The 23530-nt window shown below is 71.7% G+C and carries 20 protein-coding genes and 1 pseudogene; 13 read left to right on the forward strand and 8 right to left on the reverse strand.

Annotated features, from left to right (window positions below):
- Positions 1-3 precede the first annotated feature (3 nt).
- From NHL53_RS00355 to NHL53_RS00370, 4 genes are all read right to left on the reverse strand, one after another.
- Entirely contained in the window at positions 4-951 is a 948-nt protein-coding gene (locus NHL53_RS00355) for a DNA-methyltransferase (RefSeq protein WP_433773997.1), read from the reverse strand.
- Positions 948-1997, reverse strand: coding sequence for a lipoate--protein ligase family protein (locus NHL53_RS00360; RefSeq protein WP_433773999.1), 1050 nt, complete (start codon positions 1995-1997; stop codon positions 948-950). The genes NHL53_RS00355 and NHL53_RS00360 overlap by 4 nt, the downstream gene beginning before the upstream one ends.
- 92 nt (positions 1998-2089) lie before the next feature.
- A complete protein-coding gene (locus NHL53_RS00365) occupies positions 2090-2359 on the reverse strand; it encodes a GlsB/YeaQ/YmgE family stress response membrane protein (RefSeq protein WP_433774001.1) in 270 nt (89 codons plus the stop codon).
- Positions 2360-2915: 556 nt separating this feature from the next.
- The gene (locus NHL53_RS00370; protein WP_433774003.1) at positions 2916-3767 is read right to left on the reverse strand and encodes an alpha/beta fold hydrolase; all 852 of its coding nucleotides are present in this window, start codon (positions 3765-3767) and stop codon (positions 2916-2918) included.
- Positions 3768-4210: 443 nt separating this feature from the next.
- Here NHL53_RS00370 and NHL53_RS00375 point away from each other — a divergent pair, with 443 nt between their 5' ends.
- Positions 4211-4642 (forward strand): MarR family transcriptional regulator, encoded by a 432-nt coding sequence (locus tag NHL53_RS00375; protein WP_433774005.1) that lies wholly within the window; start codon positions 4211-4213, stop codon positions 4640-4642.
- Positions 4643-4647: 5 nt separating this feature from the next.
- Complete coding sequence (locus tag NHL53_RS00380) at positions 4648-6018, forward strand: MFS transporter (protein WP_433774426.1); 1371 nt, start codon at positions 4648-4650, stop codon at positions 6016-6018.
- A 445-nt stretch (positions 6019-6463) separates the two neighbouring features.
- Here the strand turns inward: NHL53_RS00380 and NHL53_RS00385 are convergent, their stop codons facing one another.
- The gene (locus NHL53_RS00385) at positions 6464-7825 is read right to left on the reverse strand and encodes a multidrug effflux MFS transporter (protein ID WP_433774007.1); all 1362 of its coding nucleotides are present in this window, start codon (positions 7823-7825) and stop codon (positions 6464-6466) included.
- A gap of 134 nt (positions 7826-7959) precedes the next feature.
- Between NHL53_RS00385 and NHL53_RS00390 the strand changes: the two genes are divergently transcribed.
- On the forward strand, positions 7960-8409 hold the full coding sequence (locus NHL53_RS00390) for an acyl-CoA thioesterase (RefSeq protein ID WP_433774009.1): 450 nt from the start codon (positions 7960-7962) through the stop codon (positions 8407-8409).
- Positions 8410-8424: 15 nt separating this feature from the next.
- Here NHL53_RS00390 and NHL53_RS00395 read toward each other — a convergent pair whose 3' ends face one another.
- Entirely contained in the window at positions 8425-9846 is a 1422-nt protein-coding gene (locus NHL53_RS00395) for a rhamnulokinase (RefSeq protein WP_433774011.1), read from the reverse strand.
- Positions 9847-10003: 157 nt separating this feature from the next.
- On the reverse strand, positions 10004-12046 hold the full coding sequence (locus tag NHL53_RS00400; protein WP_433774013.1) for a bifunctional aldolase/short-chain dehydrogenase: 2043 nt from the start codon (positions 12044-12046) through the stop codon (positions 10004-10006).
- A gap of 128 nt (positions 12047-12174) precedes the next feature.
- Between NHL53_RS00400 and NHL53_RS00405 the strand changes: the two genes are divergently transcribed.
- The 3 genes from NHL53_RS00405 to NHL53_RS00415 all read left to right on the forward strand — a co-directional run bounded on the left by NHL53_RS00405 (position 12175) and on the right by NHL53_RS00415 (position 14559).
- Positions 12175-12945: a DeoR/GlpR family DNA-binding transcription regulator gene (locus tag NHL53_RS00405; protein ID WP_433774015.1), complete on the forward strand. Its 771-nt coding sequence runs from the start codon at positions 12175-12177 to the stop codon at positions 12943-12945.
- Positions 12946-13031: 86 nt separating this feature from the next.
- Positions 13032-13796, forward strand: coding sequence for an SDR family oxidoreductase (locus tag NHL53_RS00410; RefSeq protein ID WP_433774017.1), 765 nt, complete (start codon positions 13032-13034; stop codon positions 13794-13796).
- 16 nt (positions 13797-13812) lie between these two features.
- On the forward strand, positions 13813-14559 hold the full coding sequence (locus NHL53_RS00415; RefSeq protein ID WP_433774019.1) for an SDR family oxidoreductase: 747 nt from the start codon (positions 13813-13815) through the stop codon (positions 14557-14559).
- Positions 14560-14767: 208 nt separating this feature from the next.
- Here NHL53_RS00415 and NHL53_RS00420 read toward each other — a convergent pair whose 3' ends face one another.
- Positions 14768-15808 carry a LacI family DNA-binding transcriptional regulator gene (locus NHL53_RS00420; protein ID WP_433774021.1) on the reverse strand — a complete coding sequence of 347 codons (1041 nt, stop codon included), beginning with the start codon at positions 15806-15808 and terminating at the stop codon, positions 14768-14770.
- A 194-nt stretch (positions 15809-16002) separates the two neighbouring features.
- Between NHL53_RS00420 and NHL53_RS00425 the strand changes: the two genes are divergently transcribed.
- The 7 genes and pseudogenes from NHL53_RS00425 to NHL53_RS00455 all read left to right on the forward strand — a co-directional run bounded on the left by NHL53_RS00425 (position 16003) and on the right by NHL53_RS00455 (position 23501).
- Positions 16003-17061 carry an autoinducer 2 ABC transporter substrate-binding protein gene (locus NHL53_RS00425; RefSeq protein ID WP_433774023.1) on the forward strand — a complete coding sequence of 353 codons (1059 nt, stop codon included), beginning with the start codon at positions 16003-16005 and terminating at the stop codon, positions 17059-17061.
- 63 nt (positions 17062-17124) lie between these two features.
- Complete coding sequence (locus tag NHL53_RS00430; protein ID WP_433774025.1) at positions 17125-18633, forward strand: sugar ABC transporter ATP-binding protein; 1509 nt, start codon at positions 17125-17127, stop codon at positions 18631-18633.
- Between the two features lie 2 nt (positions 18634-18635).
- Entirely contained in the window at positions 18636-19643 is a 1008-nt protein-coding gene (locus NHL53_RS00435) for an ABC transporter permease (protein ID WP_433774027.1), read from the forward strand.
- Positions 19644-19689: 46 nt separating this feature from the next.
- On the forward strand, positions 19690-20745 hold the full coding sequence (locus NHL53_RS00440; protein ID WP_433774029.1) for an ABC transporter permease: 1056 nt from the start codon (positions 19690-19692) through the stop codon (positions 20743-20745).
- On the forward strand, positions 20742-21305 hold the full coding sequence (locus NHL53_RS00445; protein WP_433774031.1) for an RpiB/LacA/LacB family sugar-phosphate isomerase: 564 nt from the start codon (positions 20742-20744) through the stop codon (positions 21303-21305). The genes NHL53_RS00440 and NHL53_RS00445 overlap by 4 nt, the downstream gene beginning before the upstream one ends.
- 13 nt (positions 21306-21318) lie before the next feature.
- Positions 21319-22071 carry a glutamine amidotransferase gene (locus NHL53_RS00450; RefSeq protein ID WP_433774033.1) on the forward strand — a complete coding sequence of 251 codons (753 nt, stop codon included), beginning with the start codon at positions 21319-21321 and terminating at the stop codon, positions 22069-22071.
- A gap of 50 nt (positions 22072-22121) precedes the next feature.
- Positions 22122-23501: pseudogene (locus NHL53_RS00455) on the forward strand (rhamnulokinase).
- Positions 23502-23530: the final 29 nt, after the last annotated feature.

A 23530-nucleotide genomic window follows, 5' to 3' on the forward strand; every position in this document is an offset into this window, starting at 1 on the left:
CCCCTACCGGATGACGATCGCGTGGGGCATGCGCTTCTGCATGACCTCGATCGCGCGCGGGCTGCCGTCGACGAGCACCGCCTGCCGGCCGAGTCGCGACGCCACCGCGCCCGTCGTGCCGCTCCCCGCGAAGAAGTCGAGCACCCGGTCGCCTGGCCGGGTCGACGCCTGGATCATGCGCGCGAGGATGCCCTCGGGCTTCTGCGTGGGATACCCCGTGCGCTCGGATCCGCTCGTCGGCACGATCGTGTGCCACCACACGTCGGTCGGGAGCTTGCCGCGCGCCGCCTTCTCGGCGTCGACGAGCCCCGGCGCCATGTAGGGCTCGCGGTCGACCGCGTCGGAGTCGAAGAAGTACTTCTCGGGATCCTTCACGTACACGAGGATCGTGTCGTGCTTCGTGGGCCAGCGCGACCGGCTCTTCGCGCCGTAGTCGTACGCCCACACGATCTCGTTGAGGAAGCACTCGCGGCCGAAGACCGCGTCGAGCATGACCTTCGCGTAGTGCGCCTCGCGGTAGTCGAGGTGCAGGTACAGGGTGCCGTCGTCGGCGAGCAGCCGCCACGCCTCGCTGAGCCGCGGCTCGAGGAACGCCCAGTAGTCGTCGAACCGGTCATCGAACGTCGTGAGGGTCTTGCGGATCCGCTCGTACCTGCGGCCGTGGAACCCGCCCCAGATGGGGTTCTCGGTGGCGTCGAGGAACTCGTCGCCGAACAGCGCGCCCTCGGGGGCGTCGGGGACGTCGTCGAGGGCGATCGCGTCGGGCGCGTGCCGCACCTTCTGCGTCGTGTGCTGCCGCTTGCGTCCCGTGTTGAACGGCGGATCGAGGTAGATCATGGTGAAGGCGCCGTCGGGCAGCTTCGCCGTGACCTCGAGGTTGTCGCCGTGGTGGATCGCGACCGGCGCCGCCGCCTGGCGCTTCGGGCCCGACGACGACTCGGCCGGGGTCACGGAACCCGACGCAGCCACTGCTCGGTCGAGAACTTCGTGCGCACGAGCTCCTCGGCCGCGGCGAGCTCCTGCTCGGTCACGTGGCCGGTCTCGGCGCCCGTGAACCGGCGGAACTCGCCCATGAACGCCTCGATGATGTCGTCGCGCGACATGCCCGTCTGGCTGCGGATCGGATCCACACGCTTGGCCGCCGACGTCGTGCCCTTGTCGCTGAGCTTCTCGCGGCCGATGCGCAGCACCTCGGTCATGACCTGGCCGTCGATGTCGTAGCTGAGGGTGGCGTGGTGCAGGATGCCGCCGTTGGCGAGGCGCTTCTGCGCCGCCCCGCCGATCTTGCCGTGCGGGCTCGTGATGTCGTTGAGCGGCTGATAGCTGGCCTCGATGCCGACCGAGCGCAGCGCCTGCAGCACCCAGTCGTCGAGGAAGGCGTACGAGTCGGCGAACGTCAGCCCCGCGACGAGCGACGCGGGCGCGTAGAGCGAGTACGTGATGATCTGGCCGGCGCCCATCATCATCGCGCCGCCGCCCGAGATGCGGCGCACGACGTCGAACCCGTGCTTCGCGGCGCCCTCGGGGTCGACCTCGTTGCGCAGCGACTGGAAGGATCCGATCACCACGGCGGAGCGGTCCCACTCCCAGATGCGCAGGGTGGGGGCGCGCAGGCCGTCGCCGACGCGCTGCGTGAGCACCTCGTCGAGCGCGAGGTTCATGAGGGGCGACACGGCCGGGTCGCGCACGATCTGCCAGTCGAAGTCGCTCCACGTCGACGCCGTCACGAGCGCGCGGCGCACGGCCGTGCCGACCGACTCGGGCGTGAAGCCGAGCAGCTGCGCCCCCTCGGGCAGCGCGTGCCGGATCGCCGACGCGATCGTCGGCACGTCGGCCGTCTCGGGCAGGCCGACGACGGCGCGGTTGATGTCGAGGAGGGCGTCGTCGGGCTCGAGGAAGAAGTCGCCCGCCAGCGCGAACTCGGTGATGACTCCGCCCGCGGTCTCGAGGTCGACCACCACGAGCTTGCCGCCTGGCACCTTGTATTCGCCGTGCATGATCCCAGCCTACGGCGCACGTCTGACAGACGAGCCCGCGGGGATCCGGCGAACGCGTCGCCGGATCCCCGCGGGCCGTGGTCAGCGGGGCGTCACTCCTTCTTCGCGCTGCGACCGGCGAAGATCCCCCAGATCAGCAGGACGACGAGCGATCCGCCGATCGCGAGCAGCCAGGTCGACAGGGAGAAGAACGAGTCGAGGCCCACGTCGAAGATGACGCCGCCCAGCCAGCCGCCCACCATCGCGCCGACGACGCCGAGCAGCAGGGTGACGAACCACCCGCCGCCCTGTCTGCCGGGCAGGATGAGCTTCGCGATCGCGCCCGCGATCAGGCCCAGGAGCAGAAAGCCGATGAATCCCATGAACTTCTCCTCGCTCTCCGGCGGCCGACGCGACGGGGATGGCGCCGCGCCCGGTGGCCGCGCGTGCCCTCAGTGTGGCACCTCCGGCGTCCGCCGTGGGGCGGCGCGGCGCGCGTCCCACGAGAGGCGGGAGCGAGCGCGGGAGCCGAGACCGGGTGGGGCGCCGGATCCGGGATGCCGAGCATCTCGAGATCCGCTCGGCATCTCGAGGATCTGCATGGATCCATGCGATCTCGGCGGATTCCGAGACGCTCAGGCCGGGGGTGGGAGCGGGGTGCGGGCTCCCGGGGGCGCGACTTCCCGGCGGTGCGCATCGCACGAGGAGCAGGAGCGGGTGCGACCATCCCGCGGGGATCGCGAGATGGCGGGGCGCTAGCCAGCATCCCGAGCATCTCGAAATCGGCCCGCTATCTCGGGGATCTGCGTGAATCCGTGCGATCTCGGCGCATTTCGAGACGCTCGGGCGAGGGCGGAAGCGGCGCGCGTGCTCCCGGGGAGGGCGCGATCTCCGCGCGGTGCGCGGCGCCCGGGACGGCGCGCGGTCGGGGCGCCTCGCTCAGGCGGGCCAGCGCGCGTCGAGCCAGGCGGCGAGGCAGGCGCGCACGTGCTCCTTCTCGAAGCCGTTGAGGATCTCGTGGCGGCCGTCGAACACGAGCGTCGTGACGCCGGAGAATCCGCTGCGGCGGCGGTAGGCGTCGGCGAGGCGGAAGACGGATCGCGGCCCGCCGACCGGGTCGTCGCGGCCGACCATCGCGAGGATCGGCACGTCGCGGCCGGCCCGCTCGCGCAGCCCGCGGCCCGGCCGCCCGAACAGCTGCGCCGCGTTCCACGGGCCGAAGGCCTTCGCGAGCGGCGTCGTGGTCGTGAGCGGATCCTCGAGGAACCCCCTCTGCACCTCGGGATCCTCGCTGATCCACTCCACCCCGTTCGCGTCCGGCCCCTTCCACCGGGCGTTGAGGTCGCCGGCGTTGAGGTCGCCTGGCCAGCGGAGGGCGGATCCGATGAGCACGACCCCGTCGTACTCGGCCGGGAAGCGCTCGAAGAGGATCTGCGCGAGGAAGGATCCCCACGAGTGCCCGACGAGCACGCGCGGCAGATCGGGGTGCTCGGCGCGGGCGACGTCGGTGACGAGGTGCACCGCGTCGACGGCCGCGGCGTGCCCGCCGGCGCCGAGGCGCGCGAGAGCGTCGGCGGATCCGTGCTGCCGCATGCCGGTGCGGCCGTGCCCGCGATGGTCGTCGGCGTAGACGATCCAGCCGGATCCCGCGAGCGCGGCGACGGTCTCGGCGTAGCGGCCGGCGTGCTCCCCCACCCCGTGCAGCAGCTGCACGACTCCCCGCGGCGCGCCCGCGGGATCCGTGCGGTCGTAGACGATCGTGACGCCGTGTCGGTCGACGAGCTCGGGCATGCACGCGAGCCTACCGGCGCCCGCGCCCCGCCATGTCTCGACCCCCGGTGCACGCCGTGCGCGCCGAGCATGTCTCGATTCCGGCGGGAAAGCCACGCCCGTTCCCGCCTCTCGCGAGACATGCCCCGCCTCTGCCCTCGCCCGAATGTCTCGACATCCGCCGAGATCCCACGGATCCGCGCAGATCCCCGAGACGCCGGGCCGATTCCGAGACGCTCAGAACACCGATGTGGGATCCACCATGTCTCGATTCCGGCGGGAAGGCCACGCCCGTTCCCGTCTCTCGCGAGACATGCCCCGCCTCTGCCCTCGCCCGAACGTCTCGACATCCGCCGAGATCCCACGGATCCCCGCAGCTCCCCGAGACACCGGGCCGATTCCGAGATGCTCAGGGCGCGCGGGCCGCCACCCCACACGAAAAGTAAGCTATACTAAATATTCGAATGGCTAACGAAAACTCCCTCTCCGAAGAGGCCGCGGAGCTGCGCGCCGCCACGATGCGCCTCGCCCGCCGCCTGCGCCAGCAGCGCGCAGACGACACGATCTCCGACGGCCAGTTCGCCGTGCTCGTCGCCCTGCACCTGCACGGCCCGCACACCCTCGGCGCCCTCGCGGAGCGCGACGGGGTCACCGCGCCGTCCATGAACCGCACGGTCAACTGCCTCGAGGAGGGCGGCTACGTGACCCGGGTCGCCGACAGCGAGGACCGGCGGCGCGTGCGCATCGCCATCACGGAGGAGGGGTCCGCCGTGGTCGACGGCACCGTCGAGCGCCGAGACACCTGGCTCGCGCGGATCCTCGCCGACCTCGACGACGACGACCGCCGCACCCTGCACGACGCCGCGCAGATCATCCTGCGGGAGGTGCACCGATGAAGGCGATGTTCCGCTCGCTCGGACTGTTCAACTACCGGCTCTGGTTCCTCGGGGCGCTCATCTCGAACGTGGGCGCGTGGATGCAGGCGACCGCTCAGGACTGGGTGGTGCTGACCGAGCTGACCGACCACGACGCCACCGCGGTGGGCATCACCATGGCCTGCCAGTTCGGTCCCCCGCTCGTGCTCGTGAGCCTCACCGGATGGGCCGCCGACCGGTTCGACCGGCGGAAGATGCTGATGGTGACGCAGTCGCTGCTCGGCGTGCTGTCCGTCGTCATCGGCGTCCTCCTGCTGCTCGACGTGCTCACGCTGCCGATGATGCTCGCCCTCGCCGTCGCATTCGGCGTCGTCAACGCGTTCGACAGCCCCGCACGACAGGCGTTCGTCACCGACATCGTGGGCCGTTCGCACGCCTCGAACGCCGTGGCGCTCAACTCGGCGTCGTTCAACATGGCCCGCCTCATCGGCCCCGCGGTCGGCAGCCTGCTGCTCATCGCGCTGGGCAGCGGATGGGTGTTCGTCGTCAACGCGCTGACCTTCCTCGCCATGCTCACCGCGCTCCTCGCCATGCACCGCGACGAGCTGCAGCCGCGCGCCAAGAAGGGATCCGGCACGGGACGCCTCGCCGACGGGTTCCGCTACGTGCGCGGCCGAGCCGACCTGCTCGTGACGTTCGCGATCGCGTTCCTCGTCGGCGCGTTCGGCCTCAACTTCCCGATCTACGCGTCGACAATGGCCGTCGAGTTCGGCCGAGACGCCGACGGCTACGGCCTGCTCAGCTCGACGCTCGCGGTCGGATCCCTCGCCGGCGCGCTCATGGCCGCGCGGCGCGACCGGGCGCGGCTGCGCGTCGTCATCGCGGCGGCCGGCGCCTTCGGCATCGCCCTCATCGTGTCGGCGATGATGCCGAGCTACCTCTCCTACGCGGCGGTCTGCGTGCTCGTCGGCTTCGCGAGCGTGACGATGCTGACCACCGCGAACGGCTTCGTCCAGACGACGACGGATCCCGCCCTCCGCGGCCGCGTCATGGCGCTCTACATGGCGGTGATCATGGGATCCACGCCCGTCGGCGCCCCCGTCATCGGCTTCCTCGCCGACGCGTGGGGGCCGCGGGCGGCGATCGTCGCGGGCGGCGTCTCGGGCATCGCCTCGGCGGTGATCGGCGGCATCTGGCTCGTCGCCTCCGGGCGGCTGCACCGCCCCGACGGCGACACCGGCTTCCTCGCGTTCACGATCGACGAGACCCGCCCCATCACGGTGGTCACGCCGACGGTCGCGCCCGAGGAGTTCAGCGACGCCGGCGCGCAGACGACGCCCATCCGAGCGATGCTCGACGAGGACGACGAGGATCCCGCTCCCCCGCGGCGGCGCTGAGGGAGGCCTGACCACGAGTCGGCCGCGACCTCGCCCGCCCGTACACACCCCGACCCGCACTCCTCGCGAGTGGCGCAGGAACTCGCGAACGGCGCAGATATCAGCCCGCATTCCTGCGCCACTCGCGAGAACCTGCGCCACTCGCGAGCCATGCTGGAGACGCACGCGAGCCATGCTGGAGACGCACGCGAGCCATGCTGGAGACGCACGCGAGCGGCGCGCCCGCTCGGGATAGCGGAGCGGTGCCTCGGATTCGAGCGCTGGCTCGGGTCTGGCGGGCGAGCACCCTCGGACGTCAAGCGATCCCGACAGGTCGCCCGCCGGTGCGCGCGTCACCGTGCAGGGCGCGAGCGGGACCGCGCCCGGATCCGAGGCGCCGCGCAGCGGCTCCCCCCATCTTGGGTGAGCCTGCGGGGTCGCTTCCCCGGCTCGCGAATGGCGCCCCTCAGTCCGCGAGCTGGCCGAGGGTGCGCGGGCGCACGATGAGCCAGAGCGACAGGATCGCGACGACCGAGCACGCCATCATGATCGACGACATGGACAGGGGCGTGATGCCGCCGGTCCACGCGGCGACGAAGCCGACGAGCGGCGAGATGACGCCCGCGATGCCGTTGTTCGCTGCGCCGAGCACGCTCGCCGCGGTGCCGGCCGCGTCGGGGTGGCGGTCGAGGGCGAGCACCTGCGCGCACGGGAACGTGAAGCCGCAGGAGGTCATGAAGAAGAACAGCGGCACGATCACGCCCCACGGTCCGTCGATGAGCGCCGCGCTGACCGGGATCGCGATGGCCGAGACGAGCAGCGCCGCCGTCGAGAACGCGAGCACCCACTGGGGCCCGAAGCGGGCCGCGAGGCGCGCCGCGATCTGGTTGCCGATGATGAGGCCCACCGAGTTCGCGGCGAACACGAGCCCGTACTGCATGGTCGTGAGGCCGTATCCCTGCTGGAAGAGGAACGACGACGACGAGAGGTACGAGAACAGGCCCGAGAACCCCATCGCCCCGATGACGAGCACGCCCACGTACACCCGATCCGTGAACACGACCCGGTAGCGGTGCCGGATCGACACCTTCTCGGCCGTCGCCCGCTCGGTCTTCGGCCGCGTCTCCGGGAGCGCGAACAGGGCGCACGCGAGGATGAACGCCCCGTAGCCGGCGAGCACGACGAAGATGCCGCGCCACGGCATGACCTCGAGCAGCGCGGATCCGATGAGCGGCGCGATCACGGGGGCGACGCCGGTGACGAGCGCCAGCCGCGACAGCATGACGACGAGGCGGCGCCCGCCGAACAGGTCGCGCACCATCGCCATCGCGACGACCGCGCCTCCCGCTGCGCCGATGCCCATCAGCACGCGCGCGGCCCCGAGCACCGCGAGGTTCGGGGCGAAGATCGCGCAGGCGCTCGCGATGAGGTGCAGCGTCGTCGCCGTGAGGAGGGGGATCCGCCTGCCCACCACGTCGCTGAGGGGGCCGACGATGAGCTGCCCGAGCGCGAAGCCGACCATCGTTCCGGTCAGCGTCAGCTGCACGGCGCCCTCGGACGCGTCGAACTCGGCCTGCAGCAGCGGGAACGCCGGCAGGTAGAGGTCGACCGTGAAGGGGCCGAGCGCCGTCAGCGCGCCCAGCAGCAGGACGTACGAGAAGCGGCGAGCCGCGGAGAGCTGATCGCCCGGGTGCGTGTGCGACGTCTCGTACGACGCCTCGCGCACGCTGTCCGGAACGCGCACCACGCCCGTGGGGATCGGGATGAGCCCCGTCGCCGTGGGCAGCATTCCGGTCGTCGGCTGCGTGTCGTCTCGCTCGTCGCTCACGAGGACTCTCCCTTTCTCGTCGTCTCTCCGGTGTGGCAACGACGCTACCGGCAACGGCCTTCCCGACGCGCCGCGGGAAGGATCCCGGATCCCCGATCCGCGCGACGGGCTCGTCGACGCCGTACCCTGGGGGCATGAGCGCACTCGCGGATGAAGGAGACATCAACTTCCACACCCGCAAGTGGGTCCGGCCCGAGGATCTCAACGCGAACGGGTCGCTGTTCGGCGGCAGCCTGCTGCGCTGGATCGACGAGGAAGCGGCGATCTACGCGATCATCCAGCTGGGCAACTACCACGTCGTGACCAAGCTCATCTCCGAGATCGACTTCCAGGCGTCCGCCGAGCTCGGCGACCTCATCGAGATGGGCCTGATCGCGACGCACTTCGGACGCACCTCGATCACCATGCGCGCCGTCGTGCGCAACATGATCACCCGCAAGCGGATCCTCACGATCGACAAGCTCGTGTTCGTGAGCGTCGACGAGACGGGCCGCCCGACCCCGCACGGCTACACGTCGATCACCTACAAGCGCGACCGCATGCCGCGCGAGCATCTCGACACGAACACCCTGCGCCTGCCCTGACGGCCGGGGCGCGGGTCAGCGCCGGGGGGTGTAGCGGGTGATGTCGAGATCGCGGGCGAGCCGCGCGCGCAGGGAGTCGAGATCGCCCACCACGAGGCCCGCGGTGCGCGCCTGCACGAGCAGGTTGCCGATCGCCGTGGCCTCAACAGGCCCCGCCGCGACGGGAAGCCCCGACCGGTCGGCGGTGAGCTGGCAGAGCAGCGCGTTGAGGGATCCGCCGCCCACGATGTGGATCGTCTCGACGGCCACGCCCGACAGCTCCGACGCCTGGCGCACGGCCAGGGCGAACGCCTCGGCGAGGCTCTCGACGATCGACCGGGCGACCTCCGCGCGGGTGGCGGGAACCGGCTCGTCGTGCTCTGCGAGCCAGGACGCGATGCGGCCGGGCATGTCCCCCGGAGGCAGGAACATCGGGTCGTTCGCGTCGAAGACGCCGACGGGCCCGTCGACGCGCGCCGCCTCGGCGAGGAGGCGCTGCAGGTCGATCCGCTCGGCACCCGGCTCGCGCTCCCAGTGCCGGATCGCCTCGCTCAGCAGCCACAGGCCCATGACGTTGTGCAGGAAGCGCGTGCGCCCGTCCACGCCGCCCTCGTTCGTGAAGTTCGCCTCGCGGGCGGCGTCGGCGAGCACGGGCCGCTCCGTCTCGACACCCACGAGGCCCCATGTGCCGCACGAGATGTAGGCCGCGCGGTCGGCCCGCATCGGCACGGCGACGACGGCCGACGCGGTGTCGTGGGATCCGACGGCGACGACGGGCGCGGATCCGCCCAGTTCGTCTTCCACGTGCGGGAGGAGGGATCCGATGCGCTCGCCCGGGTCGACGAGGCGCGGCAGGATCCGGTCGGGCACGCCGATGCGACCGGCGAGCTCGAGATCCCACTCGCGGGTGCGCACGTCGAGGAGGCCCGTGGTCGAGGCGTTGGTGCGCTCCGCGACCCGCTCGCCCGTCAGCATCCAGCCGAACAGGTCGGGCACGAGCAGCATCTGCTCGGCGAGGTCGAGCATCCCGTCGCGGCGCTCGCACGCGAGCTGGTAGAGGGTGGTGAACGGGAGGAGCTGCAGGCCGCTGCGGGCGTAGAGCTCGGCGAAGGGCACGACGGCGTGCACGGCCTCGACGCCCTCCGCCGTGCGCTCGTCGCGGTAGTGGAACGGGGCGCCGAGCAGGCGGTCGCCGCGCAGCAGCGCGTAGTCGACGGCCCACGAGTCCACGCCGATCGACGCCAGCTCGTCCGCGCCGAGGAACGCCTCGCGCAGGCCGTCCCGCGCGCCGCGGTACAGGGCGAGGAGATCCCACTGCAGACCGCTGGGCGTGCGCACGGGCGCGTTGGGGAACCGGCCAGCGGTCTCCATCGCGAGCGCGCCGCGGTCGAACCGCCCGACGATCACGCGGCCGCTCGTAGCGCCGAGGTCGACGGCGACGACGGATCCTGAGCTCATGTGCGCACCTCCCGATGCATGACGACGTCGATTCTTCCCGCTTCCGGCCCGAAACCGCGGAATCCCGCGGGCCCGGCCGCGGACCATCTGAAAAACGACGTCGTCGTGTACTCGCGTATGGCCGCGGGGCGGCCGGTCGACCCGGCCCGGCGGCCGGTCAGCGCAGGAACGCCTGGGCGACGCCGGAGTCGACGGGGATGTGCAGACCGGTGGTGCGGCTGAGCTCGGGGCCCGTCAGCACGCACACGGCGTCGGCGACGTTCTCGGGCACGACCTCGCGCCCCAGGATCGTGCGGTTCGCGTAGAACTGGCCGAGGTCCTCCTCCTTCACCCCGTAGGTGGCGGCGCGCTGCGCGCCCCAGCCTCCCGCGAAGATGCCGGATCCGCGCACGACGCCGTCGGGGTTGATGCCGTTGACCCGCACGCCGTGCGCGCCGAGCTCGACGGCGAGGAGACGCACCTGGTGGGCCTGATCGGCCTTCGTCGCGGAGTAGGCGATGTTGTTCGGGCCGGCGAACACCGAGTTCTTCGACGAGATGTACACGATGTCGCCTCCCATGCCCTGCTCGATGAGGGGCCTCGCGGCGGCCTTGGAGACGAGGAAGGATCCCTTCGCCATGACGTCGTGCTGCAGGTCCCAGTCCTGCTCGGTGGTCTCGAGCAGCGGCTTCGACAGCGAGAGGCCGGCGTTGTTGACGACGAGGTCGAGGCCGCCGAAGGCGAGCAGGGCCTCGTCGATCGCGGCGGCCACGGCCCGCTCGTCGGCCACGTTCGCGGCCACTCCGACGGCGACGTCTGGACCGCCGAGCTCGGCCGCGGCGGCCTGCGCCTTCTCGAGGTCGAGGTCGGCGACGACGACGCACGCGCCCTCCTTCGCGAGGCGGGTCGCGGTGGCCTTGCCGATGCCGCTGGCCGCTCCCGTGACGAGGGCGATGCGGCCCTGGTGGCTCTTCGGCTTCGGCATGCGCTGCAGCTTCGCTTCCTCGAGCGCCCAGTACTCGATGCGGAACTTCTCGGCCTCGTCGATCGGCGCGTAGGTCGAGAGCGCCTCGGCGCCGCGCATGACGCCGATCGCGTTGACGTAGAACTCGCCCGCGACGCGGGCGGTCTGCTTGTTCCTGCCGTAGCTGAACATGCCGACGCCGGGCACCAGGACGATGAGGGGATCCGCGCCGCGCATCGCCGGGCTGTCCTCGGTCGCGTGGCGCTCGTAGTAGGCGGCGTAGTCGGCGCGGTAGGTCTCGTGCAGCTCCTTCAGGCGCGCGATCGCCTCGTCGACGGGGGCGTCGGCGGGCAGGTCGAGGAGGAGCGGCGTGACCTTCGTGCGCAGGAAGTGGTCGGGGCAGCTCGTCCCCAGCGCGGCGAGCGCGGGGGCCTTCTCGCCGGCCAGGAAGTCGGTGATGACCTCGTCGTCCGCGAAGTGGCCGACCATGGGGGCGTCGGTCGAGGCGAGGCCGCGGACGGTCGCGGCGAGCGCGGCGGCCTTCGCTCGGCGCTCCGCGTCGGGGAGCCGCTCGAAGCCGGGCCGCGCGGATCCGAACGGCTGGGCGGATCCGTGCGCGTCGATGTGCTTCTGCGCGGTCTCGATGATCCAGAGCGAGTTGCGCTCCGCCTCCTCGCTCGTGTCGCCCCACGCGGTGATGCCGTGCCCGCCGAGGATCGTGCCGACCGCCTGCGGGTTGGCCTTCTTGATCTCGGCGATGTCGAGGCCGAGCTGGAAGCCGGGGCGGCGCCAGGGCACCCAGACGACCTCGTCGCCGAAGATCTTCCTCGTGAGCTCTTCGCCGTCCGCGGCCGTCGCGATGGCGATGCCCGAGTCGGGGTGCAGGTGGTCGACGTGCGCGGCGTCGACGAGCCCGTGCATGGCGGTGTCGATCGAGGGGGCGGCGCCGCCCGTGCCGTGCAGGCAGTAGTCGAACGCGGCGACCATCTCGTCTTCTCGGTCGACGCCGGGGTAGACGTCGACGAGCGCGCGCATCCGGTCGAGGCGCAGGCAGGCGAGGCCGCTCTCGGAGAGGGTGCCGAGGTCGCCGCCGGATCCCTTGACCCACAGCAGCTCGACAGGCTCGCCGGTGACGGGGTCGATGTCCGTGCCCTTGGCCGACGTGTTGCCGCCGGCGAAGTTCGTGTTCTTCGGATCGGAGCCGAGGCGGTTCGACCGCGCGATGAGGTCGGCGACGGCGGAGGGAGCAGAGGTCATGGCTGCCTTTCGGTCCGGGAGAGTGGCTCCACGATAGGACGGCGAGCGTTGCGTTCGCAACCGATTCTTCTTTGTTTCGAAATCTCTTCCGCTGTCGTTTCGCGGTCGAAACGGTAGACTGGGGCACCATGACCACCCCGCCCGAGCCGCGCAGCGAGCGGATCCTGCGCCTGCTCGAGAACGAGGAGCAGCTCTCCGTGCGCGACCTCGCCGATCGGGTGGGCGTCTCGGAGGTCACGGTCCGCAAGGACCTCGACGCCCTCTCGCGCCGCTCCCTCATCGAGCGCGTGCGCGGCGGCGCCCGCCTGCGCGCCGCGGGCGAGGGCCCGCTCGCGCTGCGCCTCGGCCACCACGCCGCCGCGAAGCGCGCCATCGCCAAGCGCGCGGCCGAGCTCGTCGATCCGGGATCCGTCATCGCCCTCGACTCGTCGTCGACCGCCTACTACCTCGCCCTCGAGCTCGCCGATCGCGCCGACGCGACGATCGTGACGAACTCGCTGCGCGTCGCATCGCAGCTCGGCGAGCAGAGCGACCTCGACGTCGTGCTGCTCGGCGGCAGCCTGCGCCGGACATCGTTCTCCACGGTCGGGTTCCCTCCCGAGCTGCTGCACGGATACGGCCGCATCGACAGCGCCTTCCTCGGCGTCTCGGGGCTCTCGGCGGACGCCGGCCTGCGGGAGCGGTCGTTCGCCGAGGCGGAGACGAAGCGCGCCCTCGCGGGAGCCGCCGCGCGCACGGTCGCGCTCTTCGACTCGTCGAAGGCCGCGGGCTTCGGCCAGCACCAGGTGCTGCCAGCGAGCGAGGTGCACCGCCTCATCACCGACGACGCCTTCCCCGACGCCGACGCATGGCGGCGGGCGGGTGCGATCGTCGACAGCGTGCCGATCCCCGGATCCTGAGGGCGCGCCGCCCCGCGAGGCCCGCCCTCGCCGTCGGGTAGCGTGCTCTCACGCACGCCAGACGCCTCGCACAGGACGGTTCGACGATGAACATCCCCCTCCCCGGCCCCGCCGTCGTCACGGGCGGCGCCCGCGGCCTCGGCTTATCGATCGCCTCCGCCCTCGCCGCGCAGGGCGCGCCGATCGCGCTGCTCGACATCCTCCCGGAGGCGGCGGATTCGGCGGATCGGATCTCCGCCGAGCACGGCGTGGGGGCCGTCGGGATCCGCGTCGACGTGACGGATCAGACTGCCATCGCGCGCGCGTTCGCCGAGGCGGCCGAGCGCCTCGGCACGCCCCGCGTGCTCGTCACCGCCGCGGGGATCACGGTCTGGAACGACTCGATCGACGTGACCGCCGCCGAGTGGCGGCGCGTCATGTCGGTCAACCTCGACGGCACGTTCTTCGCCGCGCAGGCCTTCGGCCGCGGACTCCTGGAGGCGGGGCTCGGGGGCAGCGCCGTGTTCGTCTCGTCGATGTCGGGGACGATCGTCAACGTCCCCCAGAGCCAGGCCTCGTACAACGCGTCGAAGGCCGCCGTCGCGCACCTCGGAGCGTCGCTCGCCGTCGAGTGGGCGCCGCGCGGGATCCGGGTCAACTCGATCTCGCCCGGCTACTTCCTGTCCGACATGACGCGGCAGTTCACCGAGCAGAACCCCGAGCTCGCCCGCGACTGGGTCGCGCGGATCCCCGTCGGGAGGATGGGCGAGCCCCAGGACCTCCACGGGCTGGTCGCCTTCCTCGCGTCCGACGCGTCGGCGTACCTGACGGGGCAGGACATCGTGATCGACGGCGGCTACACGGCCGTCTGACCGGGAGGGAGCCGAGATGGCGCAGGAGATGAGGGAGATCGACGGCACGGTCGTCGTCGTGACAGGAGCGGGGTCCGGCATCGGCGCGGAGACCGTCAGGCAGCTCGTCGAGGCGGGGGCGTTCGTCGTCGCGGGCGATCTCGTGCCGGAGCGGCTCGACGAGCTCCGCCGCCGGCACCCGGAGGAGAGGATCCGGACGGTCGCGGGCGACATCTCGGATCCGGGGGTCTCGGAGGCGCTCGTCGCGGCCGGCGTCGAGGCCTGGGGCCGGGTGGACAGCGCGGTCGCCGTCGCGGGGGTCGGCTTCTTCGGCGGCGTCCTCGACCCGACGGAGGATCAGGTGCGCACGATGGCCGAGGTCAATCTGCTCGGCACGGTCTGGCTCGCCCGCGCCGCGGTGCGGCACTTCCGCACCCGTCCGGGCGGCGGGGACGTCATCGTCGTCGGCTCGGTCGCGGGCCTGGGGCCGGGCGGCGGGAACGAGGCCGTCTACGCGGGGACGAAGGCCGCGCAGATGCAGTTCGCCACGTCGCTCGATCGCGAGGTGCGCGGCGAGGGCATCCGCGTGTCGACCGTGGCGCCCGCGGGCGTCAACACCGCCTTCGCCGCGGCGACGGGCCGGTTCGGCGACGCGGCTCCCGAGGAGGCCGACTTCCTGCGCACCGCCGACGTCGCCGCGGCCCTCGTGACGACGCTGCGCCAGCCGCGGCGCATGCGCACGGCGCTGTGGAGCATGTGGAGCCTGTCGGAGGCCAACGGCTGACGGGATCCCCCTCCCCTGCTCGCAGGCCCGAGCGATCCCTCCCTGCTCGCAGGCCCGATCGCCCCATGCTCGCGAGTGGCGCAGGAACTCGCGAGTGGCGCAGATACTCGGCCGAATTTCTGCGCCACTCGGGAACATCTGCGCCACTCGCGAGCCCCGGGCCGGACCGACTGATCGAGCCCCACCCCGCCCGCAGGATCGCCCCGGGTCAGGCCGGAGGGGCCGCCGTCGACCGGCGGACGACGAGCTCGGGGCGCAGCACGACCTGCCGATGGCGGTGCTCCGGATCCCCCGCCGAGTGCTCCAGCAGGAGGTCGGCCGCGCTCTGGCCGAGCTCCGCGATCGGCTGCCGGATCGTCGTGAGGGGCACGATCCAGTCCTTCGCGACGTCGATGTCGTCGTAGCCGATCACCGAGACGTCCTCCGGCACGCGCACCCCCGCCCCGACGAGGGCGCGGTAGACGCCGAAGGCGAGCATGTCGTTGCCGCACACCAGCGCAGACGGCATGGTCCCGTCGCGCAGCAGCAGCTCGGCGGCCTCCTGCCCGTCGCGGATGCCGATGCCCGAGGCGGCGACCTCGACGAGGTCCGCGCCCGGATCCCTCGCGGCGTCGCGCAGCTCGGCGCGCACCCCGTCCGCACGCTCCGAGAACTGGCGGATGTGCGCGGGTCCGCCGACGAACGCGATCCGCTCGTGCCCCAGCGCGACGAGGTGCCGGGCGGCGAGGCGCCCGCCGAGCAGGTTGTCGACCGACACGGAGCAGTGCGTCCCTCCGCCGTCGAAGTCGAGCAGGACGACGGGCAGCGAGCGCGGCAGCGAGCGGTAGCGATCGGCGTCGGCATCGGGGGTGGCGGGCGCGAGCATCGCCCCGCGCACGCCCTGGGCCGCGAGCATCCGCAGCAGGGCCTCCTCGCGCTCGAGGTCGCCCTCCGAGGTGCACAGCATGATGGCGTGTCCGGACTCGCGCACGCCGCGCTCGACCGCGTGGGCGGCCGCCATGTAGAACGGGCTCTCGACGTCGAGCACGACGAGCCCGATGACCTCGCTCGGGGCGCCCGTGAGCATCCGCGCCTGCTGGTTCGGCACGTAGCCGAGTGCCTCGATCGCCTCGCTCACGATCTTGCGGGTGTGCGGCCGCACCCGCTCGGGATGGTTGATCGTGTTCGACACCGTGCCGCTCGAGACGCCGGCCCGCGCCGCCACGTCCCGGAGGCGGACGACCCCGCCGGTCCCGCTGCGTCTCGCCATAGCGCCTGATCTTCCCAGAACGCCGCCCGTTTCCGCTCCACCCCTTGTGGCCGGCTTCCGCTGCGGCTAGCTTTTGAAGCGCTTTAGAGAATAAAGCGCTTCAAAACCTTGTATCACGCAACGGCGCGGCGATCACAGCACATCCCCCAACCGACGCTGCGCCTTCCGCAATCCGCATCGATCTTGGAGGAGACATGGCGAAGCGAAGGAGCTTCAGGAACCCGGCGGCGGCCGCTCTCGCGGTGGTCGCCCTCGGTCTCGCGGCCTGCACGCCCGGCGGCCCGAGCGGCGAAGCCGGAGGCGGCGGCGAGCCCGCCGAGCCCGGCGACGGCGACTACACGATCGCGATCGTGCCCAAGGACTCCACGAACCCCTGGTTCGTGCGCATGGAGGAGGGCGTCAAGCGATACGCCGAAGACTCGGGCATGGACGTCTACCAGCGCGGCCCCTCGGAGACCGACGCGACGATGCAGGCCCAGGTGATCCAGGACCTCATCTCGCAGGACGTCGACGCGATCGGCGTCGTGCCCGTCGACCCGGCCGCCATCGAGAACGTGCTCAAGCAGGCGCTCGACGCGGGCATCGTGGTCGTCACCCACGAGGGCGCGAGCCAGCAGAACACGATGTACGACATCGAGGCCTTCGACAACGAGGCCTACGGCGGGTTCATCATGGACAACCTCGCCAAGGCCATGGGCGAGGAGGGCGTGTACACGACGATGGTCGGGCACGTCACCAACGCCTCGCACAACGAGTGGGCCGACGGCGCGGTCAAGCGCCAGGAGGAGGCCTACCCGAACATGCAGCTGCTCGAGGCGGAGCCCCGCGTCGAGTCGCAGGATGACGGCGAGGTCGCCTACCAGACGGCCACGCAGCTGCTGAAGGCGCACCCCGAGCTGAAGGGCGTGGTCGGCACGTCGTCGTTCGACGCCCCGGGCGTGGCCCGCGCGATCGAGGAGAACGGCCTCGTCGGCGAGGTGTTCGCCAGCGGCACGGGCATGCCCGCCGACAACCGGGAGATCCTCGAGAAGGGCATCATCGAGTCGCTCACGCTGTGGGATCCGGCCGACGCCGGATACGCGATGGCGTCGCTCGCGACGAAGATCCTCGACGGCGAGGAGATCGCCGACGGGATCGACCTCGGCGTCGCCGGGTACGAGAACATGCAGTTCGCCGAGGGCAGCGACAAGGTGCTCGAGGGCGACGGCTGGATCGAGATCAACGCCGACAACGTCGACGACTTCGGATTCTGATCCCCGCGCGGCGGCCGGGCCCCCCCCCCCCCCGCTCCACCCCTGCGTCAGAAGGGATCCGCGGTGGACAACGTCATCGCCCTCCACGGCATCAGCAAGGCCTTCGCCGGCGTGCAGGCCCTGCAGGACATCACTCTCGAGATCGCTCCCGGCGAGGTGCACTGCCTCGCCGGCGAGAACGGCAGCGGCAAGTCGACCCTCATCAAGGTGCTCTCGGGCGTGCACGCTCCCGACAGCGGAGAGATCGAGGTGGGCGGCGCCCGCGTGCGGTCGCTCACCCCGCAGGCCGCGATCGCGCACGGCGTGCAGGTCATCTACCAGGACTTCTCCGTGTTCCCGAACCTCACGGTCATGGAGAACCTCGCCTTCACCTCCGAACTGTCGGCGGGCGGCGCCTTCGTCAGCTGGCGCCGCATGCGCCGCACGGCGGAGGAGGCGCTCGCCAAGATCGGCGTCGACATCGACCTCACGGCGCGCCTCGAGACGCTCTCGGTCGCGCAGAAGCAGCTCGTCGCCATCGCCCGCGCGCTCATGAACGACGCGCGCCTGCTCGTCCTCGACGAGCCGACCACGGCCCTGACCAAGCGCGAGGTCGCCCGCCTGTTCGAGATCATCGCCGACCTCACGTCGCGCGGCGTCGCGATCCTCTTCGTCAGCCACAAGCTCGAGGAGGTCTTCGAGATCAGCGAGCGGTTCACGATCATCCGCAACGGCAAGCACGTCATCACGTGCCTGCCCGAGGAGCTCGATCGCCGCAGCTTCTCCGCCTACATGACCGGGCGGGAGTTCGACGAGACGTCCTTCGTCCCGGCTTCCGTGGGCGCCGAGCCGGTGCTGGAGCTCGAGGGCGTCGGCGTCGAGGGCGCGTTCGAGGACGTGAGCCTCGCGCTGCGCCCGGGCGAGATCCTCGGCATCACCGGACTGCTCGGATCGGGCCGCACCGAGCTCGCCCTCACCATGTTCGGCATGCTCCCGCACGACTCGGGGCGGATCCTCGTGCGCGGCGAGCCCGTGCGGCTGTCGGGGGTGCGCGACGCCATCGCCCGCGACATCGCCTACGTCCCGGAGGACCGGCTGACCGAAGGGCTCGCCCTCGAGCGCTCCATCGGGAAGAACATCACGATCTCCGAGATCGACCGCTTCGTCTCCCGCCTCGGCCTGCTGGACCGCCGCCGGGTGGACGAGGAGGCGCGCCGCTGGGTCGAGCGCCTGCGCATCGCGACCCCCGATCCGGACAACGCCGCGAGCACCCTCTCCGGCGGCAACCAGCAGCGCGTCGTGCTCGCGAAATGGCTCGCGACCGGGCCGCGCGTGCTCATCCTCAACGGCCCGACCGTCGGCGTCGACATCGGCTCCAAGCACGACATCCACGAGGTGCTGCGGGAGCTCGCGGCCGACGGGCTCGCCGTCATCATCATCTCCGACGACATCCCCGAGGTGCTCGACAACTGCAACCGCGTGCTCGTCATGAACGCCGGGCGCATCGTGCACGAGGTGGATCCGCGGGCCACGGGCGAGATGGAGCTCGCGGCCCTCATGTCGGAGGACGTCGTCGAGGGAGGGATCCGCTGACCATGAGCGCCATCCAGAAGCTCGTGCGCCAGAACGAGTTCTACATCCTGCTCGTCATCGCGGCGCTCGCCGTCGTCATCCAGGTGCGCAGCGGCCAGTTCTTCACCGCCAACAACCTCGTCGACCTCGCCGGGGCGATGGTCGTGCCCGGCATCTTCGCGGTCGGCACCTTCATGGTGCTCGTCTCGGGCGGCATCGACGTGTCGTTCCCGGCGCTCGCCTCGCTCGCTGTCTACGCGACGACGCGCACCCTCGTCGACGCCGGATGGCAGGGCGGGCTCTGGCTGCCCCTGCTGCTCGTCATCGTCATCTCCGCCGTGCTCGGCGCCTTCAACGGGGTGTTCACGGCGTGGATCGCGGTGCCGGTCCTCATCATCACCCTCGGCACCTCGAACGTGTTCTCCGGCATCATGCAGGGCGCGCTCTCGTCGGTGCAGATCCCGAACATCCCGCCCGCGATGGCGGCCTTCGGACGGGCGTCGCTCTTCGTGACGACCAACCCGCAGACCGGCCACACCTCGCGCCTGCCCCTGACGTTCCTGCTGCTCGTCATCGTCGTCGCACTCGCCTTCGTCGTCATGCGGTACACGACGTTCGGCCGCTCGATCTACGCGATCGGCGGCGACGAGAGCTCCGCCGCCCGCGCGGGCGTGAACGTGCGCCGCACGAAGTTCCTGCTCTACATCATCGCGGGCGTGCTCGCGGGCCTCGCGGGCCTCGTGCGCACGAGCATGATGGGCCAGATGCACCCGACCAACCTGCTCGGTCTGGAGCTCATGGTCATCGCCGCCGTCGTGCTCGGCGGCACCGCGATCACGGGCGGCCGCGGCACCCTGACGGGCGCGATGCTCGGCACGCTGCTCATCGTCATCGTGCAGAACAGCATGATCCTCATCGGCATCCCCACCATCTGGCAGAGCGTCGCCCTGGGCGTGCTCATCATCGTCGGCACCGGCATCTCCGCGGTGCAGATCACGAAGACCCGCAGGCGACAGGGGGCGATGACGTGATCGCGCGCCCGCTCCCCGCCCGCCTGGCTCACCCGGAGGAGGAATCGTGAGCACCACCGTGACCCCCACGACCCGCACGCCGCGGATCCTCAAGCCGATGCTCCGCGACGCCCACGTGGCGCGCCTGGCCGTCGTGCTCGTGCTCCTGCTCGCGTTCTTCGCGATCGTGAAGTGGCGCAACTTCAGCTCCCTGCCCACCTGGCAGGCGATGGCCGTGCAGTTCCCGGAGTTCGGCCTGCTCGCCCTCGGCGTCATGCTGACGATGGTCATCGGCGGCATCGACCTCTCCGTCGTCGGCACGGCCAACATGACGGCGATCGGCAGCGCGATGATCATGCTGCAGATCGCGCCGATCGGATCCGGATCGTCGCAGGGCTTCCTCGCGCTCGTCGCGGCGATCGCCTTCTCGCTCGTCGTCGGAGCCGCCGCGGGGGCGCTCAACGGCGTGCTCGTGGCGAAGGTCAAGATCCCCGCGATCCTCGTGACGCTCGGCACGTTCGAGCTGTTCACCGGCATCGCGCTCGTCATCAGCGCCGGGAAGCCGATCTCGGGCCTGCCGCCCGAGTACGCGTACGTGATGGGGAGCCGCATCGCCGGATACGTGCCGATGGTGCTCGTCATCTTCGTCGTCGGCGCCGTCCTCATCTGGTACCTCATGAACCGCACCGCGTTCGGCACGAAGCTCTACATGCTGGGATCGAACGAGACGGCGGCGACCTTCAGCGGCCTCAAGACGACGAGCCTCATCGTGCGCACCTACACGATCTCCGGGGTGTACGCCGCGGCCGCCGGTCTCGTGATGCTCGCGAACTACAACTCGGCGAAGGCCGACTACGGCTCCACGTACACGCTGCTCGCGATCCTCATCGTCGTGCTCGGCGGCGTCAACCCCAACGGCGGGACGGGCCGCCTCGCGGGGGTCGTGCTCGCCGTCGTCGTGCTGCAGGTGCTGTCGTCGCTGCTCAACACGTTCCCCGGCGTCAGCAACTTCTACCGCCCCCTCATCTGGGGCGGCGTGCTGCTGCTCGTCATCGTCGTCAACCAGTGGGACAGGCGCGGCAACCTCACCCGGCTGCTGCGCTGGAAGGGATCATCCTCATGAAGCTCGCGAAGGATCGTCACGTCGTCGTCGGAGCCGACTTCGCCGGGTTCCCCCTCAAGGAGTCCGTGAAGGCGCATCTGACCGAGCGCGGGTGGACGGTCGAGGACCTCACGCCCACGCTCGAGGAGACCGACATGTACCACCGCGTGGGGTTCCTCGTCGGGGCGCAGATCGCGGAGCGGCGCTACGAGAAGGCGCTCGCGTTCTGCGGATCCGGCATGGGGATCCACGTGGCGGCGAGCAGGTGCCCCCACGTGCACGCCGCCGTGTGCGAGAGCGTCGCGACGGCGAAGCGCGCGGCGACGGCGAACAGCTGCAACGTGCTGGCGATGGGGGCCTTCTACGTCGCGCCCCGGCTCGGCTGCGCGATGGCCGACGCCTTCCTCGAGCACGCGCTCGGCGACGGCTACGAGGACTGGGACGGCTTCTTCGAGTACCACGAGATCGGGTTCGACGAGTGCGAGCGGTTCGACTACGCGGCGTATCGCGACAACGGCTTCCGCGTGCCGGAGCCGCGCGAGGCGCGACTCGGTCCCGAGCCGCGCGGGCTCGCGTTCTGAGGGAGGGATCGACATGACGAGGGTTCTGCTGGCGGGCGAGTCGTGGTCGACGACGACCGTGCACACGAAGGGGTTCGACACCTTCACGACATCCGGATACGGGGAGGGCGGCGGCGCGTTCGTCGCCGCGCTCGAGGCGGCGGGCGTCGAGGTCGACTGGCTGCGCAATCACGAGGCGCCCGCGCGCTTCCCGCGCACCGCCGACGAGCTGGACGCGTACGACGTGGTCGTGCTGAGCGACATCGGCGCCAACACGCTGCTGCTGCCGTCCGAGGTCTTCGAACGCGGCGAGCGCGCGCCGAACCGGCTGGATCTGCTGGCCGGCTGGGTGCGGCAGGGCGGGGGTCTGCTGATGGTCGGCGGATACCTCAGCTTCCAGGGCATCGAGGCGAAGGCGAACTTCGCGTCGACGGCGATCGCCGACGTGCTGCCCGTCGAGATGGAGCGCGGCGACGATCGCGAGGAGACCCCGCAGGGCGTCGTGCCGCACACGGCGGAGGCCGGTCACCCGGCGCTGGCGGATCTGCCCGCTCCGTGGCCCGCGCTGCTCGGGTTCCAGCGGCTCGTGACGAAGGAGGGCGCGCGTCGCCTCGTCGACGTGGGCGAGCATCCGCTCCTCGTCGTGGGCGAGACGGGGCGCGGCCGGTCGGCCGCCTTCGCGAGCGACATGGGACCGCACTGGATGCCCGCCGAGGCCGTCGCGTGGGAGGGGTACGGCCCCCTCTGGGCGCGGCTGATCGGCTGGCTCGCCGGCGAGGACGCGTGACGGGCGCCGTCCGCGTCGCCGCCGTCGACCTGGGCGCGACGAGCGGGCGCGTGATCGTCGGCGAGGTCGGCCCTGATCGGATCGACGCCGCCCTGAGCTCGCGCTTCGACAACCGCCCGGTCCTCCTGGACGGCACCCTGCACTGGGACGTCCTGTCGCTGTGGAGGGGCGCGCTCGACGGTCTCGCCGGCGCGCTGAGGGAGGATCCGGGGATCCGCTCGGTCGGCGTGTGCTCGTGGGGCGTCGACTACGGCCTGCTGCGCGGCGGGCGCCTGCTCGCCGATCCCGTGCACTATCGGGATCCGCGCACCGAGGCCGTGGTCGACCGGGTGCACGCGCAGGTCTCCCCCGAGGCCCTGCAGGCGCGCACGGGCGCGCAGCCTCTGGCGATCAACACCGTCTACCAGCTGGTCGCGGAGGCGGAGGGCGGGCTGCTCGATGCCGCGGACGCCGCGCTGCTGACCCCGGATCTCTTCGCGTTCTGGCTGTCGGGCGTGCCGGTCGCGGAGCGCACGATCGCCTCGACGACGGGGCTGCTGTCGCTCGAGACGGGCGACTGGGACCGGGAGCTGATCGCCCGCCTCGGCCTGCCCCCGCAGCTCCTCGCGCGCGTCGTGGCTCCGGGCACGCGCATCGGCCCCCTCGCTCCCGCGGTCGCCGACCAGGTGGGCGCGTCCCCCGGCGTCGACGTCGTGGCGGTGGGGGCGCACGACACCGCATCGGCGGCCGTCGCGACGCCGCTGCCGGACCGGGGCGGGGTGTTCGTCTCGTGCGGCACGTGGGGCCTCGTCGGCGTCGAGCGCGTCGCTCCTCCGCCCGGCGCGGAGGCGTTCGCCGCGGGCTTCACGATCGAGCGCGGCGTCGACGACAGGTTCCTCGTGATGCGCAACGGCATGGGGCTGTGGATCCTCACCGAGACCCTGCGGGGGTGGGAGCGGGAGGGCGAGAGCATCGACCTGCCGGATCTGCTCGCCCGCGCCGCCGAGGCGCCGGGCGACGTGCCGGTGTTCGACGTCGAGGATCCCCGGTTCCAGGCGCCGGGCGACATGCCCGCGCGCATCGCGGCGTGGTGCGCGGAGCACGGCCTGCGGCCGCCGGAGGGGCGCACGGCGATCGTGCGGTCGATCGTCGAGTCGCTCGCGCGCGCCCTCGCGGACGCCGCGCACTAGGCGGCGCGGCTGGCGGGCGAGCCCCTCGCGCAGATCAACCTGGTGGGCGGCGGATCCCGCAACGCGCTGCTGTGCGCGCGGCTCGCGGATCTCGCGGGCGCGACCGTGCTCGCCGGCCCCGTCGAGGCGACGGCTCTCGGCAGCCTGCTCGTGCAGGCGCGCACGGCCGGCGCGGTGGCGGGGACGATCGACGACCTGCGGGGCATCGTCGCCCGCACCTTCCGGCCGCGGCGCTTCCCGCCGGGGCGGAGCGGATCATGACCGAGCGCGGAGAGCGCCGAGGAGAGGAG

This window comes from Microbacterium sp. gxy059, from assembly GCF_050958665.1.
Classification (GTDB): domain Bacteria; phylum Actinomycetota; class Actinomycetes; order Actinomycetales; family Microbacteriaceae; genus Microbacterium.

Coding starts and splice junctions, on each gene's coding strand:
- NHL53_RS00360 (WP_433773999.1), bottom strand. CDS start 1,997: ATGCACGGCGAATACAAGGTGCCAGGCGGCAAGCTCGTGGTGGTCGAC.
- NHL53_RS00365 (WP_433774001.1), bottom strand. CDS start 2,359: ATGGGATTCATCGGCTTTCTGCTCCTGGGCCTGATCGCGGGCGCGATC.
- NHL53_RS00370 (WP_433774003.1), bottom strand. CDS start 3,767: ATGCCCGAGCTCGTCGACCGACACGGCGTCACGATCGTCTACGACCGC.
- NHL53_RS00375 (WP_433774005.1), top strand. CDS start 4,211: ATGGCTAACGAAAACTCCCTCTCCGAAGAGGCCGCGGAGCTGCGCGCC.
- NHL53_RS00380 (WP_433774426.1), top strand. CDS start 4,648: ATGTTCCGCTCGCTCGGACTGTTCAACTACCGGCTCTGGTTCCTCGGG.
- NHL53_RS00390 (WP_433774009.1), top strand. CDS start 7,960: ATGAGCGCACTCGCGGATGAAGGAGACATCAACTTCCACACCCGCAAG.
- NHL53_RS00395 (WP_433774011.1), bottom strand. CDS start 9,846: ATGAGCTCAGGATCCGTCGTCGCCGTCGACCTCGGCGCTACGAGCGGC.
- NHL53_RS00400 (WP_433774013.1), bottom strand. CDS start 12,046: ATGACCTCTGCTCCCTCCGCCGTCGCCGACCTCATCGCGCGGTCGAAC.
- NHL53_RS00405 (WP_433774015.1), top strand. CDS start 12,175: ATGACCACCCCGCCCGAGCCGCGCAGCGAGCGGATCCTGCGCCTGCTC.
- NHL53_RS00410 (WP_433774017.1), top strand. CDS start 13,032: ATGAACATCCCCCTCCCCGGCCCCGCCGTCGTCACGGGCGGCGCCCGC.
- NHL53_RS00415 (WP_433774019.1), top strand. CDS start 13,813: ATGGCGCAGGAGATGAGGGAGATCGACGGCACGGTCGTCGTCGTGACA.
- NHL53_RS00420 (WP_433774021.1), bottom strand. CDS start 15,808: ATGGCGAGACGCAGCGGGACCGGCGGGGTCGTCCGCCTCCGGGACGTG.
- NHL53_RS00425 (WP_433774023.1), top strand. CDS start 16,003: ATGGCGAAGCGAAGGAGCTTCAGGAACCCGGCGGCGGCCGCTCTCGCG.
- NHL53_RS00435 (WP_433774027.1), top strand. CDS start 18,636: ATGAGCGCCATCCAGAAGCTCGTGCGCCAGAACGAGTTCTACATCCTG.
- NHL53_RS00445 (WP_433774031.1), top strand. CDS start 20,742: ATGAAGCTCGCGAAGGATCGTCACGTCGTCGTCGGAGCCGACTTCGCC.
- NHL53_RS00450 (WP_433774033.1), top strand. CDS start 21,319: ATGACGAGGGTTCTGCTGGCGGGCGAGTCGTGGTCGACGACGACCGTG.